Annotated in this window: 16 protein-coding genes and 1 tRNA gene; 6 read left to right on the forward strand and 11 right to left on the reverse strand. The window is 74.5% G+C overall.

The window, feature by feature from the left end:
• Positions 1-11 precede the first annotated feature (11 nt).
• The 3 genes from J4557_RS33130 to J4557_RS33140 are packed head-to-tail and all read right to left on the reverse strand — an operon-like array spanning position 12 to position 2,815.
• A complete protein-coding gene (locus tag J4557_RS33130) occupies positions 12-824 on the reverse strand; it encodes an ABC transporter ATP-binding protein (protein WP_208270714.1) in 813 nt (270 codons plus the stop codon).
• Positions 825-1,862 (reverse strand): FecCD family ABC transporter permease, encoded by a 1,038-nt coding sequence (locus J4557_RS33135; RefSeq protein ID WP_208270715.1) that lies wholly within the window; start codon positions 1,860-1,862, stop codon positions 825-827.
• A complete protein-coding gene (locus J4557_RS33140; RefSeq protein WP_307800352.1) occupies positions 1,859-2,815 on the reverse strand; it encodes a FecCD family ABC transporter permease in 957 nt (318 codons plus the stop codon). Before J4557_RS33140 ends, J4557_RS33135 begins: the two co-directional genes overlap by 4 nt.
• 247 nt (positions 2,816-3,062) lie before the next feature.
• Here J4557_RS33140 and J4557_RS33145 point away from each other — a divergent pair, with 247 nt between their 5' ends.
• On the forward strand, positions 3,063-4,091 hold the full coding sequence (locus J4557_RS33145; RefSeq protein ID WP_208270716.1) for an ABC transporter substrate-binding protein: 1,029 nt from the start codon (positions 3,063-3,065) through the stop codon (positions 4,089-4,091).
• Positions 4,092-4,137: 46 nt separating this feature from the next.
• Positions 4,138-4,980, forward strand: a complete 843-nt coding sequence (locus J4557_RS33150) for a siderophore-interacting protein (protein ID WP_208270717.1) — start codon at positions 4,138-4,140, stop codon at positions 4,978-4,980.
• A gap of 21 nt (positions 4,981-5,001) precedes the next feature.
• Here J4557_RS33150 and J4557_RS33155 read toward each other — a convergent pair whose 3' ends face one another.
• Both J4557_RS33155 and J4557_RS33160 read right to left on the reverse strand, forming a co-directional pair.
• Positions 5,002-5,643: a response regulator gene (locus tag J4557_RS33155; RefSeq protein ID WP_208270718.1), complete on the reverse strand. Its 642-nt coding sequence runs from the start codon at positions 5,641-5,643 to the stop codon at positions 5,002-5,004.
• Positions 5,631-6,797, reverse strand: coding sequence for a sensor histidine kinase (locus tag J4557_RS33160; protein ID WP_208270719.1), 1,167 nt, complete (start codon positions 6,795-6,797; stop codon positions 5,631-5,633). Before J4557_RS33160 ends, J4557_RS33155 begins: the two co-directional genes overlap by 13 nt.
• A gap of 92 nt (positions 6,798-6,889) precedes the next feature.
• Here J4557_RS33160 and J4557_RS33165 point away from each other — a divergent pair, with 92 nt between their 5' ends.
• The gene (locus tag J4557_RS33165) at positions 6,890-7,066 is read left to right on the forward strand and encodes a hypothetical protein (protein ID WP_208270720.1); all 177 of its coding nucleotides are present in this window, start codon (positions 6,890-6,892) and stop codon (positions 7,064-7,066) included.
• A gap of 57 nt (positions 7,067-7,123) precedes the next feature.
• Here the strand turns inward: J4557_RS33165 and J4557_RS33170 are convergent, their stop codons facing one another.
• The gene (locus tag J4557_RS33170; RefSeq protein ID WP_208270721.1) at positions 7,124-7,663 is read right to left on the reverse strand and encodes a DUF6939 family protein; all 540 of its coding nucleotides are present in this window, start codon (positions 7,661-7,663) and stop codon (positions 7,124-7,126) included.
• 173 nt (positions 7,664-7,836) lie between these two features.
• Here J4557_RS33170 and J4557_RS33175 point away from each other — a divergent pair, with 173 nt between their 5' ends.
• Positions 7,837-8,640, forward strand: a complete 804-nt coding sequence (locus J4557_RS33175) for a hypothetical protein (RefSeq protein ID WP_208270722.1) — start codon at positions 7,837-7,839, stop codon at positions 8,638-8,640.
• Positions 8,641-8,644: 4 nt separating this feature from the next.
• On the opposite strand, the gene J4557_RS33180 is transcribed toward J4557_RS33175, so the two are convergent.
• Positions 8,645-9,121 carry a hypothetical protein gene (locus J4557_RS33180; RefSeq protein ID WP_208270723.1) on the reverse strand — a complete coding sequence of 159 codons (477 nt, stop codon included), beginning with the start codon at positions 9,119-9,121 and terminating at the stop codon, positions 8,645-8,647.
• A 38-nt stretch (positions 9,122-9,159) separates the two neighbouring features.
• Positions 9,160-9,546 (reverse strand): VOC family protein, encoded by a 387-nt coding sequence (locus tag J4557_RS33185; RefSeq protein ID WP_208270724.1) that lies wholly within the window; start codon positions 9,544-9,546, stop codon positions 9,160-9,162.
• A 64-nt stretch (positions 9,547-9,610) separates the two neighbouring features.
• Here J4557_RS33185 and J4557_RS50015 point away from each other — a divergent pair, with 64 nt between their 5' ends.
• Positions 9,611-11,596, forward strand: a complete 1,986-nt coding sequence (locus tag J4557_RS50015; RefSeq protein ID WP_243776730.1) for a hypothetical protein — start codon at positions 9,611-9,613, stop codon at positions 11,594-11,596.
• Positions 11,597-11,778: 182 nt separating this feature from the next.
• Here the strand turns inward: J4557_RS50015 and J4557_RS33195 are convergent.
• Positions 11,779-11,851, reverse strand: a tRNA-Asn gene (locus J4557_RS33195).
• 141 nt (positions 11,852-11,992) lie between these two features.
• Here J4557_RS33195 and J4557_RS33200 point away from each other — a divergent pair.
• Positions 11,993-12,280, forward strand: a complete 288-nt coding sequence (locus tag J4557_RS33200; RefSeq protein WP_208270725.1) for a YtxH domain-containing protein — start codon at positions 11,993-11,995, stop codon at positions 12,278-12,280.
• On the opposite strand, the gene J4557_RS33205 is transcribed toward J4557_RS33200, so the two are convergent.
• Entirely contained in the window at positions 12,277-12,771 is a 495-nt protein-coding gene (locus J4557_RS33205) for a hypothetical protein (protein ID WP_208270726.1), read from the reverse strand. The two genes, J4557_RS33200 and J4557_RS33205, sit on opposite strands and share 4 nt — an antisense overlap.
• Positions 12,772-12,788: 17 nt before the next feature.
• Positions 12,789-14,108, reverse strand: coding sequence for an MGH1-like glycoside hydrolase domain-containing protein (locus J4557_RS51175; protein ID WP_208270727.1), 1,320 nt, complete (start codon positions 14,106-14,108; stop codon positions 12,789-12,791).
• Positions 14,109-14,172: the final 64 nt, after the last annotated feature.

A 14,172-nucleotide genomic window follows, 5' to 3' on the forward strand; every position in this document is an offset into this window, starting at 1 on the left:
TGTGTCCCCCGTCACCCCGCGCGGGCCGCACGGGCGGCGCGCGCGGCCGGGACGACGAGCGGCGTCCCGGTCTCCGGGCACTCGATCACCCGGCACGGCAGCCGGAACACCTCCTCGACCAGCTCGGCCGTGACCACGGCCCCCGGCTCGCCCTCCGCCACGATCGCCCCGTCCCGCATCGCGATCATGTGGGTGGCGTACCGCGCGGCGTGGTTCAGGTCGTGCAGGACGGCGACGACGGTGCGGCCCTCCTCGTGCAGCCGCGCGCACAGGTCCAGCACCTCGATCTGGTGGGCGATGTCCAGGTAGGTGGTCGGCTCGTCCAGCAGCAGCAGCGGCGTCTGCTGCGCCAGCGCCATCGCGATCCACACCCGCTGCCGCTGGCCGCCGGACAGCTCGTCCACCGGGCGGTCCGCCAGCGCGGCGACGCCGGTCGCCTCCATCGACTCGGTGACGACCCGCTCGTCCTCGCGCGACCACTGCCGCAGCAGCCCCTGGTGGGGGTACCGGCCGCGCGAGACCAGGTCGGCGACCGTGATCCCCTCCGGCGCGATCGACGACTGCGGCAGCAGCCCGACGGTGCGGGCGAGCTTCTTGGCGGGCCAGGCCGCGATCGGCTCGCCGTCCAGGACGACGGTGCCGGACGCCGGCCTGAGGATGCGCGCGAGCGCCCGCAGCAGGGTCGACTTGCCGCACGCGTTCGGCCCGACGATCACGGTGAACGAGCCGTTCGGCACCGTGACGTCGAGGTCGCGCGTGATGGTGCGCCTGTCGTAGGCCAGGGTGAGGCCCGTGGCGTTCAGCCGCGCGTTCGCGTCCTTCATTCAGATCCGTCCCGTCTTGCGTTGGGTCACGAGGAGCCAGACCAGGTAGCCGCCGCCGAGCAGGCCGGTCACCACGCCGACCGGGAGCTGGTGGCCGGTGAACGCGCGCTGCGCGGCCCAGTCGGCCGCGACCAGCAGCGCCGCGCCCATGCACATGGACGGCAGCAGGTTCGGGCCGGGCGTGCGGGTCAGCCGGCGGGCGAGCTGCGGCGCGGTCAGCGCCACGAACGACACCGGCCCCGCGGCCGCCGCGGCGAACGAGGTGAGCAGCACGGCCGCGCCCAGCATGACCAGCCGCGCCCGCTCGATCGGGACGCCGAGGCCGTGCGCCGCGTCGTCGCCCATCTCCAGCATCCGCAGCGCGCGCCCGCAGCCGATCACCACCAGCGGCCCGAGGACGGCGAGGGCGACGAGGACGGGCGCCGCGTCGGACCAGTCCCGGCCGTCCAGGCTGCCGGTGAGCCACAGCACGGCGCGCGCCGCGTCGGTGATCTGCGCCTGGGTGAGCAGGTAGCCGTTCACGCCGGTGAGGATCGCGGCGACGCCGATGCCGACGAGGACCAGCCGCTGCCCGTGCGCGCCGTGCCGGCCGGCCACCGCGTACACGAGGGCGCCGGTGAGCAGCCCGCCGCCGGCGGCGCCCGCCGCGACGGCCGCGCTGCCGCCGCCGGTCAGCACGATCACGCCGAGCACGCCGGTCGCCGCGCCCTGGGTGAAGCCGAGCACGTCCGGGCTGCCGAGCGGGTTGCGGGTCAGCGACTGGAAGATCGCGCCGGCGAGCCCGAGCGCGGCGCCGACCGCGAGCCCGGCCGCCGCGCGGGGCAGCCGGATCTCGTTCACGATCAGGGAGTCGGCGGGCGTGCCGTTCCCCAGCAGCGTCCGGACGACGTCGGCGGGGCCCATCGGGAAGTCGCCGCTGCCGATCAGCAGCACGCTGACGCCCAGTGCGACGACCAGGCAGAGGACGGCGACCGCGAGCGCGCGCGGGCTGAAGCGCAGCGACAACCCGTTCGGCGTCCTGATGACGGCGGGCCTCATGCCGCGACCGCCTTGCTGCGCGGACGCCGGACGAGATAGAGGAACACCGGCCCGCCGGCGACCACCATCACGATCCCGACCTGGAGTTCGGACGGCCGGACGACGACGCGTCCGAGCACGTCCGCAGCCAGCATCAGCGCGGGCGAGAGAACCGCGCAGTACGGCAGCAGCCAGCGCAGGTCGGGCCCGGTCAGCGCGCGGACGAGGTGCGGGACCATCAGCCCGACGAAGATGATCGGCCCGCAGGCCGCGGTCGCGGCGCCGCACAGCAGCGTGACGGCGGCGATCCCCAGGATCTTGGCGCGTCCGGGGCGAGCGCCGAGCGCGCGCGCCGCGTCCTCACCCATCGCCATGGCGTTCAGCGGGCGGGCCAGCACCAGCGCCAGCACGAGGCCGACCGCGACGAACGGCGCGACCTTCTCGACCGTGGACGCCTGCGCGGCGGCGAGGGAGCCGACCGTCCAGAACCGCATCCGGTCGAGGGACGCGGTGTCGAGCAGCTGGACGGCGTTGACGTAGGAGTACAGCGCGGCGTTGAGCGCGGACCCGGCGAGCGCCAGCCGCGCGGGCGTCGCGCCGCGCCCGCCGCCGACCGCGTACAGCAGGACGGCCACCGCCCCGGCGCCCGCGAACGCGAACCACACGAACCCGGCGAACGACACGATGCCGAGGAACGAGATCGCGGAGACGACGGCGGCGGACGCGCCCGCGTTGATGCCGAGGAGGCCGGGGTCGGCGAGCGGGTTCCGGGTGAGCGCCTGCATCACCGCGCCGGCCAGTCCGAGCGCGATGCCGGCGAGCAGCCCGAGCAGGGTGCGCGGCAGCCGCATCTGGTGGACGACGGTGTAGGAGTCCGAGCCGCGGTGCAGGAGCCCGTCCCACGCCTGCCCGATCGACAGCGGTTTCGCGCCGACCGCGAGGCTCAGCACGAGGACGGCCAGAAGCAGCAGCACCGCCGCGACCAGCCCTGACGCGCGGGCGGATCGGCGGCGCGCCGGTGCCGGCGGGAGTGCGGCGGGCGCGGGCGCTGGGGCCGTCGGTGGCGCGGTTCTGGTCAACGGCACGGGCTGGCTCCGGGGGGGACGGACGGGGGCGACGACCCGCCCCCTGCCACTGGACAACGACTTAGGTTAGGTTAACCTAAGCGCCCATCGGGCCGGAATCCGGCCATAGCGTTCGATGAGAGATGAGCAGCCGAAAATGTGGACATCCCCCTCCCCCTCCCTCACCCGCCGCGGCCTTCTCGGCGCCGGGGGCGCCGTCGCCCTCGGCGCCCTGATCAGCGCGTGCGGCGGAGGCGGCGACGGGAAGAGCGCGGCGTCCCCGTCCGGCGGCGCCTGGACCTTCACCGACGACCGCGGCACCGCCGTGAGGCTCAAGTCGCGCCCGACGCGCGTCGTCGGCTACGTCGGCGTCCTCGCCGCCCTCTACGACTTCGGCGTGGACCGGCAGCTCGTCGGCGTCTACGGGCCGACGAAGCTGAAGGACGGCAAGCCCGACCCCCAGGCCGGGAACCTGCCCGTCGACCGGCTGACGATCATCGGCAACGCCTACGGCGAGTTCAACATCGAGAAGTACGCCTCGCTCCGCCCCGAGCTGCTCGTGGACAACATGTTCGTGCGGGACGAGCTGTTCTACGTCCCGGCCGAGAGCAAGGACAAGATCTACGCGCTGGCGCCGCAGGCCGCCATCTCCGCCGGCTCCGTCGCGCTGCCGAAGCCGATCGAGCGGACCGCCGCGCTCGCCGCCGCGCTCGGTGCCGACCTGAAGTCCGCCAAGGTCACCGCCGCCAAGGCCCGCTTCGACAAGGCCGTCGAGTCGCTGCGCGCCGCCGCGAAGGCCAACGCCGGGCTGAAGGTGCTCGCCGCGTCCGCCAGCCCCGACCTGTTCTACGCCTCCAGCCCGGGCAAGAACACCGACCTCATCTACTTCAAGGAACTCGGCGTCGACCTCGTCGTGCCGGACAAGCTCGGGCAGGACGGCTACTTCGAGGATCTGAGCTGGGAGAACGCCGGCAAGTACAAGGCCGACGTCATCATGCTCGACAGCCGCACGCAGGCCCTGCAGCCGAAGGACCTCGGCTCGAAGCCGTCCTGGAAGGACCTGCCCGCGGTGAAGGCGGGCCAGGTCATCGCCTGGCAGCCCGAGCCGCGCTTCTCCTACGAGGGCTGCGCGCCGATCATCGAGGCCCTCGCCCAGACCATCCGCACCGCGAAGAGGACCGGCTGACGCCGCGGCCGCGACCGCCGGCCCGCGTTCACCGAAAGGCACAGCGATGAGGACCCCCAGCCACCCGTACGCCTTCTTCGACCTGCACGTCCTGCGGTCCGCGCCGCTCGGGCCCTCGATGGTCCGCGTCACCTTCGGCGGCGCGTGCCTGGACGGCCGGCCCGGCGGCTTCGCCACCGGCGGGCGCGACCAGCGGTTCAAGATCTTCCTGCCGCACCCGCACCAGGACGCGCCCGTCATGCCGGACGCCCCGTCGGCCGAGACCTGGTTCGCCGACTGGCGCGCGCTCGACCCGGCCGAGCGCGGCATCATGCGGTCCTACACCGTGCGGGCGCAGCGCCCCGGCGAACTGGACGTCGACTTCGCGCTGCACCCCGGCGGGACGTCCGGCCCAGCGTCCCGCTGGGCGTCGGCCGCCGCCCCCGGCGACCGCGTCGTCGTGCTCGGCCCGACCGGGCCCGACAACGGCGGCTGCGACTTCCGCCCGCCGCCCGGGCGGCCCGTCGTCATCGCGGGCGACCTCACCGCGCTGCCCGCCATCGCCGGGAACCTCGCCTGGCTGCCCGCCGGGACGCCCGCGCGGGTGTTCGTCGAGACCCCCCACCCGGACGACCGGCAGGACCTGCCGAGCGACGCCGACGCGGAGATCGGCTGGGTCTCCGCGGGCGGCCTCCTCGACGCCGTGCGCGGCGCGTCCGTTCCGGACGGCGCGTACGCGTGGATCGCGGGCGAGTCCGCCACCGTGAAGGCGCTGCGCCGGCACCTGGTGAACGAGCGGGGCCTGCACCGCCGCGACGTCACCTTCACCGGCTACTGGCGGCGCGGCGCCACCGAGGAGGACCTGCTCGCCGAGGTCGTCGCGGGCGGCAGCCCCGCCACCGAGGAGTGACCCCGCTCCGGGTGACGGGGGTCAGGGCGGCGGCAGGACGCCCCGCTCGATCGCGGCCATCACCGCCGCCGTCCGGTCCGACACCCCGAGCTTGGCGAACACCCGCAGCAGGTGCGTCTTCACCGTCGCCTGCCCGATGAAGAGCCGCGCCCCGATCTCGGCGTTCGTCAGCCCCCGCGCGACCAGCGCGAGGACCTCCGTCTCCCGCGCCGACAGCACGGCGGGCGCGGACGCCGCGCTCGCCTCGCGCTCCTCGCCCGCCCGCACGGCGGCCAGCCGCGCCGACACCGACGGCGACAGCACCGTCCGGCCCGCCGCGACGTCCCGGATCGCGGCGGCCAGGTCCGTGCGGGACGCGTCCTTCAGCAGGTAGCCGGCCGCCCCCGACCGGACGGCGCGGACGATGTCCGCGTCGTCCTCGAACGTCGTCAGCACCAGCACCCGGTGCCCCGGACCGAGCCGCTCGATCGCGCTCACCCCGTCCCCGCCGGGCATTCGCAGGTCCATCAGGATCACGTCGGGCCGCACCCGCGCCGCCAGCACGACCGCCTCGTCCCCGCTCGCCGCCTCCGCCGCCACCTCCATCCCGGGCTCGGCCGCCAGCATCCGGCGCAGCCCCTCCCGGACGATCGGATGGTCGTCCACGATCATCACGCGGAGCACGGCAGCACCGCCTCGACCACGGCGCCCTCGCCGGCGCCGCTGCGCACGGCCAGGCCGCCGCCCGCCTGCTCGACCCGCCCGCGCATGCCGCGCAGCCCGAACCCGGACGCGACCGCCTCCGGGTCGAAGCCCCGGCCGTCGTCGGCGACCGTCAGCCGCGCCGCGTCCGGCCCGTACTCCAGCGACATCCACACCGACCGCGCGCCCGCGTGCTTGCGGACGTTCGCGAGCGACTCCTGCGCGACCCGCAGCAGCACCACCTCCGCCGCCGGGCCGAGCGGCCGCTGCTCCCCCTCCACGTCCAGGTCGACGGGCAGCGCGAAGTCCGCGGCCAGCCGCCGCAGCGCCTCCACCAGCGACCCCGCCGCCAGCGCGGGCGGCGCCAGCGCCGCGACCAGCCCCCGCGTCTCGGCGAGGTTCTCCCGCGCCGTCCGCGCCACCAGCTCCAGGTTCCGGTTCGGCCCGACCTCCGCCTCCGCCGCCTGCGCCAGCATCACGATGCTGGTGAACCCCTGCGCGATCGTGTCGTGGATGTCGCGGGCGAGCCGCTCCCGCTCGGCGAGCACGCCCGCCTCCCGGCTCACCTCCGCCAGCTCGTCCCGGGTGCGGTCCAGCTCGTCGATCAGCCGGGCCCGCTCCCGGTTCTGCGCGCTGAGCCGGCCGATGAACGTGGCGAGCAGTGCGCTGCACGCGATGGCCACCAGCATCATCACCAGCGTCAGCGTCACGCCCGCTCCGGACGCCACCATCGCCGACCCGATCGCCCCGGAGAACAGCACCACTATCAGCACGAAACCGCGGGCCGTGCCGTACAGCATGTAGACCTGCGGGGCCAGCGCGGCCAGCCCCGTCGACGTCACCGGCGCCAGCAGCGTCGCCGGCACGAACATCAGCAGCAGCGCCGCCGCGTACAGCCGGCGCCCGGGACGCCGCTCCTCCCGGGACCGCAGCGCCTTCCGCCCCACCGCGACGTACGCGGTGCTCAGCAGCACCAGCAGCACGATCGCCGCCGCCTGCCGGCCCGGCGGCAGCCCGTCCGCCGCCGTCGCCGCGATCGTGCCGACCAGCACCAGCGCGAAGTAGGCGTCCCAGAACGGGTACGACCGGTACCAGACGTTCTCCGCCCGCGCCACCGCCGGGTCGACACCGCTCATGACCTGTCCGCTCCCCCGGCGTGCCGCGCGGCCCGCTCTGTCCACCGACCGGTGGATAGTACTGCCGCGCCGCCGCCGGAAGCATTGCGGACATGAACAACAACCCGGTCCGGGCCGCCCTGTTCGCCCTCACGATCCTCTACGGGCTCCTCATCGCCCTCCTCGCCGTGCTCGACACCCCCGCCCTCGGCCTCGTCGCCGCGATCGGCGGCGTGCTGCTCGGCCTCGGCTGGGCGTTCTCCGGCCGCTTCACCCGCGGCCGCGCCTGACCGCGAGCCCGACGGCCCTCCGCGCGGACGCCATCGCAGGGGCGGCGTCCGCGCCGGTCAGGGCCACCGGCCCTCGGCGTACGCCCCGATCAGCGCCGCGTGCGACAGCGGCCTGGACAGGTCGTCCACGTCCCCGTTGACGGTGTAGTCGAGCAGCACCACCTCGCCGAGGCGCCGCACCTCCTCGACCAGGTCCGCGACCCTGTTCTCCAGGACCCACCGGTACGCGGGCAGGTAGATGTCCCGGCGCGCCCGCCCGTACGGCAGCAGCTCGTCCCCGCCGAGCCCCGCCCGGTGCCCGCGCACCGGCCCGTGCTTGCGGACCGTCCGCTTGATGCCCTTCATCGACGTGATCGCCAGCCGGGACGGGTCGACGTCGGTGCCCTCGAACACCTTGAGCGCCTGCCAGATCCCCTCGACCGACGCGCCCGTCTCCCCGTCCGAGAACGGCACCGGTATGCCGCCGTGCGGGTAGAACGGGCTGAACCGCACCCACGGCTGAGGGCCCCGCGACGTCACGTCCAGCACCACCGCCCCCGGCCACTCCGCCTCCACCGACGCCGGCGCGCGACGCCGGCTCGCCACATGAATCCCCACGCCCCGCAGGCTCCCACCCGCCACCGACATTCCCCGCCGGGCGCGGACGGACCCCCCGCTGGAACGCCGCCGACAGGCACGGGAGCCCGGACGGCCCGACGAGGGCGCATCCGGCCATAAACGGCCAGCTCCAGCGCCCAAGATCATCGCTACGCTCGGGGCGGGAGGTGCCGGTGGACCCGTTGAACAGCATCGTGGGCGCGGCGAAGATGGCGCAGGGACGGCTCTCCTTCTACGTCTCCCTGCAGCTCACCAGCGTTCTCGCACCGGGTGTGTGCATCGTCGCCGAGACCGCCTTCCTCGTCGCGCGGACGGCGGAGGTGAAGGTCGCCAAGGGTCTCGGCCAGTCCAACGTGATCGTCTCGCTGATCGTGGCCCTGGCGGTCCTCGCCGTCGGGTACGTGGTCGGCTACGTGTGCCGCGAACTGGGGTTCAAGGTCGTCGGCCTCCTCGAGAGGCTCCCTCCCCTCCGGCTGCGGGACGGCTCCTCCGCGGCGCTCGCGGAGCTGGTCGGCCCGGCCCGGTACGAGGAGTTCCTCGAAGCGCACCCCTACCTCGCGGCTCTCGAGGAGGAGGGCCGGCGGCTCGGCGAGCGCGGGGTGATCGGCGGCTACCACGGCTACTCGCTGCCCTACGAGCGCTTCGTCTACGCCAAGACGTGGCTCAGGAACCACGCCACCGGTTTCAGCGTCGACTCCGCCGAAGCAGAGATCAACATCTTGACCGCGACGCTGATCCCCATCGGGCTCGCCGCCGCGGACCTCACGGTCTCGGCCTCTCCCCGGGCCTGGCTCTTCGTGCTCGCGGCGCTGCTGGCCGCCGCCCTCTGGACGGTCGTCCTGGGCTCCGTCCTGAGGCTCCGCCGCTCCGAGCGCTTCGAGTCGCTGCGGAACCTGCTGCTCGACCACTCCATGCGCCGGGCGCTGGCGGGGTACGCGCCCCCGCCGGAGAACACCGGCACCGGTACCTCCGCCTGAGCTCCTACCGATGGTGCCCGAGATCCGGGAGCATCTGCGGATCGACCGGCCCGTCCAGCACGAAGAGCATGACGCGGACCTCCACGCCCGCCAGGCTCGCCGCGACGGCCCGGTGGGTGCCGTCGAGCAGCACGGCCTCGTCCCCGCCCACCGCATAGGCCGGCAGGACGAGCCGCACCGGCGCGTCCTCTCCGCGGAACGCCTCCGTGAACCGGAGGATCCGGCGCCGCCGGTCGGCCGGGAGGACGTCGATCGCGTCCGCGCACTCCGCCACTCTGAGGGGCCGGTCTCCGGGGTTCCGCCAGTCCCCGTCGGTGCCGTCCGCGCTCCGGTACCACACGGTGAACAGGCCGCCGAGGACGTCGGGCGACCGGCTGAACCGCTCGCGCACCACGCAACCGGCGGCCTCGAGAGCGTCCCAGGCGAGCCAGGCCCGGACACCGCCGTCCTTGAAGACGGTGATGAACTCGCCGATGTCCATCCCCGGACACTAACGGCACCGCCTTCGGACGGCCGAGTTCAGCCCGACCCGGACGGCGCGCGGCTGAGGTCGACGACGCAGAAGACGTTGCCGTCGGGGTCGGCGAGGACGACGAAGTCCGGGTCCGGCGGGTACAGGTCCCAGTCGACGCGGCTCGCGCCGAGCGCGACCAGCCGCTCGACCTCGGCCTCCTGCTCGGCGGCGCTGTCCACGAACAGGTCGAGGTGCAGGCGCGGGCGTGGCTCGGGGGGCGACTCGCTGCGCATCAGCCCGAGGGCCCGTCCCGACCCGTCCGCGTGGTCCAGCGTCCGCCAGTTCGGACTCTCCCAATCGGAAACGACCACGAGGTCCAGCGCCGCCGTCCAGAACGCAACGGCGCGCGCGAGGTCGGTCACACCGATCACCGGAAAGCCCAGACGCAGCATGAACGCGAGTCTAGGGCCGGTGCCGTGGCGCCGCCCGCCGCGGCGGTGTATGCATGAGGGCCAAATGGATATCGAGGATCTGTCGGACGCGGAACGAGCGCTCTGGGACGCGTTCCCGAACGCGGGCAAGGTCGATCTGACGGGTACCGGGGAGGCGGTGCGCGGCGAGGTCGTCTCGGCGCTGCTGCTGGGCGCCCGCCCGGCCGACGCGGGGCGGGTCCCGGCTTTGCGGCTCACCGGCGCGCGGATCACCGGCGTGCTCGACCTGTCCTTCGCCGAGGTCCGGTACGCGGTGCTGATGCGCGACTGCGTGTTCGACGAGCCGCCCGCCCTCTACGCGAGCCGGATACGGCAGTTCAGCCTGACCGGCTCCCGGCTGCCCGGCCTCTCCGCCTCGGACTCGCAGGTCGACGGCCTGCTGTGGCTGCGCGGCTGCCGCCTGGACGGCCCGCTGCAGCTCGTCGGCACCCGGATCGACGGGACGCTGTCGCTGCGCGCGGCCCGCCTCGCCGGCGTCGAGGCCTACGCGCTGACCGTCGCCCGCAACATCGACGCCACCGACGCGGAGATCACCGGCGAGCTGATGCTGCAGGGCGCGCACGTCAGCGGGACCTGCGTCCTCGACGGCGCGCGCCTGTCCAACCCCGGCGCGGTCGCGCTCGACGCCGAGGGGATCGAGCTGCCGTCCGGGCTGCACGCGCGGGGCCTCACCGCCGACGGCGAGGTGCGCCTGCCGGACGCGCGGATCGGCCGCCGTCTCGTCCTGACCGCCGCCCGGCTGTCCAACCCGGGCGGTACCGCCCTCGACGCCGACCGCGCCCGGATCGACGGGGCCGCCGTCCTGGACGGAGGGTTCCGCGCCGAGGGCAAGGTCGGTATGCGCTCCGCGGCGATCGGCGGCACCCTCCTGCTCAGCGGCGCCGACCTCGACGCCCCCGGCGGCACCGCGCTGAACGCGCGGCTCATCACCGTGGGCAGCAGCCTGCGCGCCGCGAACGGGTTCCGGACCCGCGGCCGGGTCTGCCTGGACTCGGCGACCGTCCAGGGCACGGCCGACTTCGCCGGCGCGCACCTCAGCGACCCCGGCGGCGAGGCGCTCAGCCTGTGCCGCGCCGAGGTCACCGGCGGCCTCGCCGGCGAGGGCCTGCGCGCCGAGGGCGAGATCCGCCTGATCGACACGGTGATCGGCGCGAGCGTCGAGCTGGACGGCGCGCAGCTGTCCAACCCCGGCGGACGGTCGCTCATCGGGTACGGCCTGACCATCAGCGGCGTCCTGAACTGCCGCGACGGGTTCACCGCGGCCGGGCGCATCTCCCTCGCCGGCGCCCGCGTCGGCGAGCTCGGCTTCGACGACGCGACGATCAGCGGCTACGGCGACCTCGCGCTCGGCCTCCGGCGCGTACGGGCGGAGATGCTGTGGCTCTCCCGCTGCACCCTCACCGAGGGGACGGTCGACCTGCGGCACGCCCGCATCAGCATCCTCCGCGACGACCCCGCCCACTGGCCCGCCCGCCCCCACCTCGACGGGTTCGTCTACGAGACCATCGACAAGCCCGGCCCGCTCGCCGCCCGCCTCGCCTGGCTGAACGCCGCCGACGGCTACCACCCTCAGCCGTACGAGCAGCTCGCAGCCGTCTTCCAGGGCATGGGCCGCGATGTCGAAGCCCGGACCGTCCGCCTGGCGAAGCAACGCCGCCGCCGGCACACCCTCCCGCCCATCGCCCGCGCCTGGGGCGTCGCCCAGGACTGGACCGTCGGCTACGGCTACCGTCCGCTCCGCGCTGGGATCCTCCTGGCCGCTCTCCTCGCGATCGGGACCGCGCTCTTCGCCGCTCACCACCCCGTCCCCCTCAAGAAGGACGAGGCGCCCGCCTTCAATCCGTTCCTCTACACCCTGGACCTGCTCCTGCCGATCATCAGTTTCGGCCAGGAGCCGGCCTTCAACCCGCGCGGCCCGTACCAGTGGCTGGCCGCCGCCCTGATCGCGTCGGGCTGGATCCTCGCCACCACGATCGCCGCCGGCATCACCCGAGTCCTCTCCCGCCAGTAACGAAAAAGACCCCGCCAAGGAGCAGAGCTCCTCGACAGGGCCTCCGACCGAACCGACCGCGACCGGGAGGGGGCGTGGGGGCGGAGCCCCCACATCGGGAGTCCGGGGGTCGCCCCCCGGGTGAACACAGCGGGCAAAGGCGAAGGTGGGCACAACCCACCGAGCAGCCCTCGCCACCTCGGCTCCCGCGATTGGACTCGAACCAATAACCTGCCGGTTAACAGCCGGCTGCTCTGCCGATTGAGCTACGCGGGATCGTGCGTCCGGCGGGGCCTCGGCCCCTGCCAGCGCGTCTAGGTTAGCGCATGTCCGGGGCTGTTCGCGCACGCGTTACGGGTGGCGGCGGCGTTCGCGGGTATAGGGGGTGGATCGAACGGCCCCGACAGGGAGTTGATCATGAAAGCGCGCATGATGTTCATGGCAGGCGCAGCGATCGGCTACGTCCTCGGGACGAAGGCCGGGCGGGAACGCTACGAGCAGATCAAGCGGGTCTCGCGGCAGGTGTCGGAGAACCCGAACGTGCAGGAGGCCGCGGGCATGCTGCGCGCCAAGGGCGGCGAGTTCGCCGGGGCGGCGCGCGGGAAGGCCGGCGAGATGGCCTCGACCGCGAAGGAGAAGGTGCCGCAGCAGAAGATGCCCGGCCGGCACCAGGCCGAGGACGAGCCGAAGGTCTACCCGGGCTAGAGGCCCGTCTGGCGGCGCAGGTCCTCGAGAACCTGCTCGGCCTGGGCGCGCAGGCCCGGGTCGTCGGGGTCGAGGCCGGCGTCGAAGACGAACGTCCAGCGCACGTCGCCGCCGGCGGCGGGGCGCCGGCCCGCGATGCGCACCTTCCCTCCGCCGGGCAGTCTCGCCTGGTGGGTGACCGCGATGGTGGCGGTGACGCGTTCCCGGACGGTCTCGGGGACGGAGCCGGGCTCGGTGAGGCGGACGTGGTGCTCCGCGCCGCCGGAGGTCTCCTCGACGTGCAGCCAGCCGTCCTTCCAGGTGGCCTGGTCGACGCGCTCCCACGGGACGCGGGTGAAGCCGCCGGACGGGGCCGGGACGTGCAGGGCGGCGGTGGTGGCGACCACGTGGGAGCCGCCGCGGGTGGGGGCGGACGCGAGGACGCGTTCGCCCCGCTCGATCGTGAGCGCGTCGCGGACCGCGGAGGGCAGGTGGCCCCGGAGTAGGCGCATGCCCCAACGGTAGGCGATCAGGCGGCCTGCGGCGCGCGGCGGGCCCCGAGCAGGTCCAGGACGAGGGCGGCGGACCATGAGTAGTCGTGGCTGCCGCGTCCGGTGCCGTCGAAGGGGTCGAAGAACTCGCGGAACCCGGACTGCCGGACGAGCCGCATCGTGGAGCCGTACAGCAGGTCGGCGACGACGGGCAGGCCGTGGGCGAGGGCGCCGTACCAGATCAGCCAGTTCGTGCTGATCCAGGTGGGGCCGCGCCAGTAGCCGCCGCGGTCGAAGGCGGGCGCCTGGATGTCGCAGGTGGGGACGGGGTATCCGGCGGCGCCCGCGAACCGGGCGGACAGCAGCAGGTCGACGAGGTTGCGGACGTGCGCGGCGGGCAGCTCGGGGTCGAGGAGGGGGCCGAAGGAGCCGGCGGTGATGACGGGGAGGAGCCGGTCGTCGCGCAGGTCGCGGGCGCGGAAGCAGCCGGTGTCGGCGTCCCAGAGGCGGTCGAGGAGGGCGGCGTGGACGCGCTGCGCGGACTCCAGGTGCGGGGCGGGGTCGGCGCCGACGATGCGGGCGACCTCGGCGAGGGCGTGGGCGGAGGCGAGGAAGGTGGCGTTGACGAGCGGGTCCTCGACCGCGAACGGGTGGGAGTCGCGCAGGTAGCCGGGCCGGTACCCGGCCTCGCGCATGAGGGCGACGAGCCGGACGTAGCGGTCGTAGTCCTCGCCGGTGGGCAGGGCGCGGGAGCGGTGGGCGGGCGCGTAGGCGCTCGGCGGGAGCTGGAGGGCGCCGAGGGGGCGGTCCCAGGCGGGGCTGTTGTCGAGGCCGGACTCCCACGGGTGGCAGATCGCGATGAGGCCGCTGGAGCCGAGGTCGCGGGCGGTGGTGAGGTAGCGGTGCTGGGCGGCGAGCATCGGGTAGAGGCGCGCGAGGAAGCCGCGGCTGCTCTCCCCGTCGGTGGCGCATTCGTGCAGGCGGAGGGCGACGAGGGCGTGCACGGGCGGCTGGGTGAGCCCGGAGGTCTGGACGCCGCGGGGCGCCGCGGGCTGCTCGGTGCTGCGCCACAGCTCCGGGCCGGGGAAGAAGGCGTGCCGGGCGAGGGAGGTGTTGAACACGATGTGCGGGAGCATGCCGTCGGACCACTGGCCGCGGAACAGCGACAGCAGCTCGGTCTGGGCGCGCTCGGGGCGGTGCCGGGCCAGGCCGAGGCTGATGAAGGCGGAGTCCCAGCTCCACTGGTGGGGGTAGAGGCCGGGCGACGCGGCGGTCGCGGTCCCGGTCCAGTTCGCGTCCAGAACGCGGGCCGCGGCCTTCCACAGGGCGGTCTCGTCGCCGGAGAGACGGGAGCTCATGCGGGCAGGGGTACCTCCTCGCGGCGGCGGGAGCGGGGTCCTAGTGTGATTGTGACCCGCGATC

This window comes from Actinomadura nitritigenes (assembly GCF_017573545.1).
In the GTDB taxonomy this organism is placed as follows: domain Bacteria; phylum Actinomycetota; class Actinomycetes; order Streptosporangiales; family Streptosporangiaceae; genus Spirillospora; species Spirillospora nitritigenes.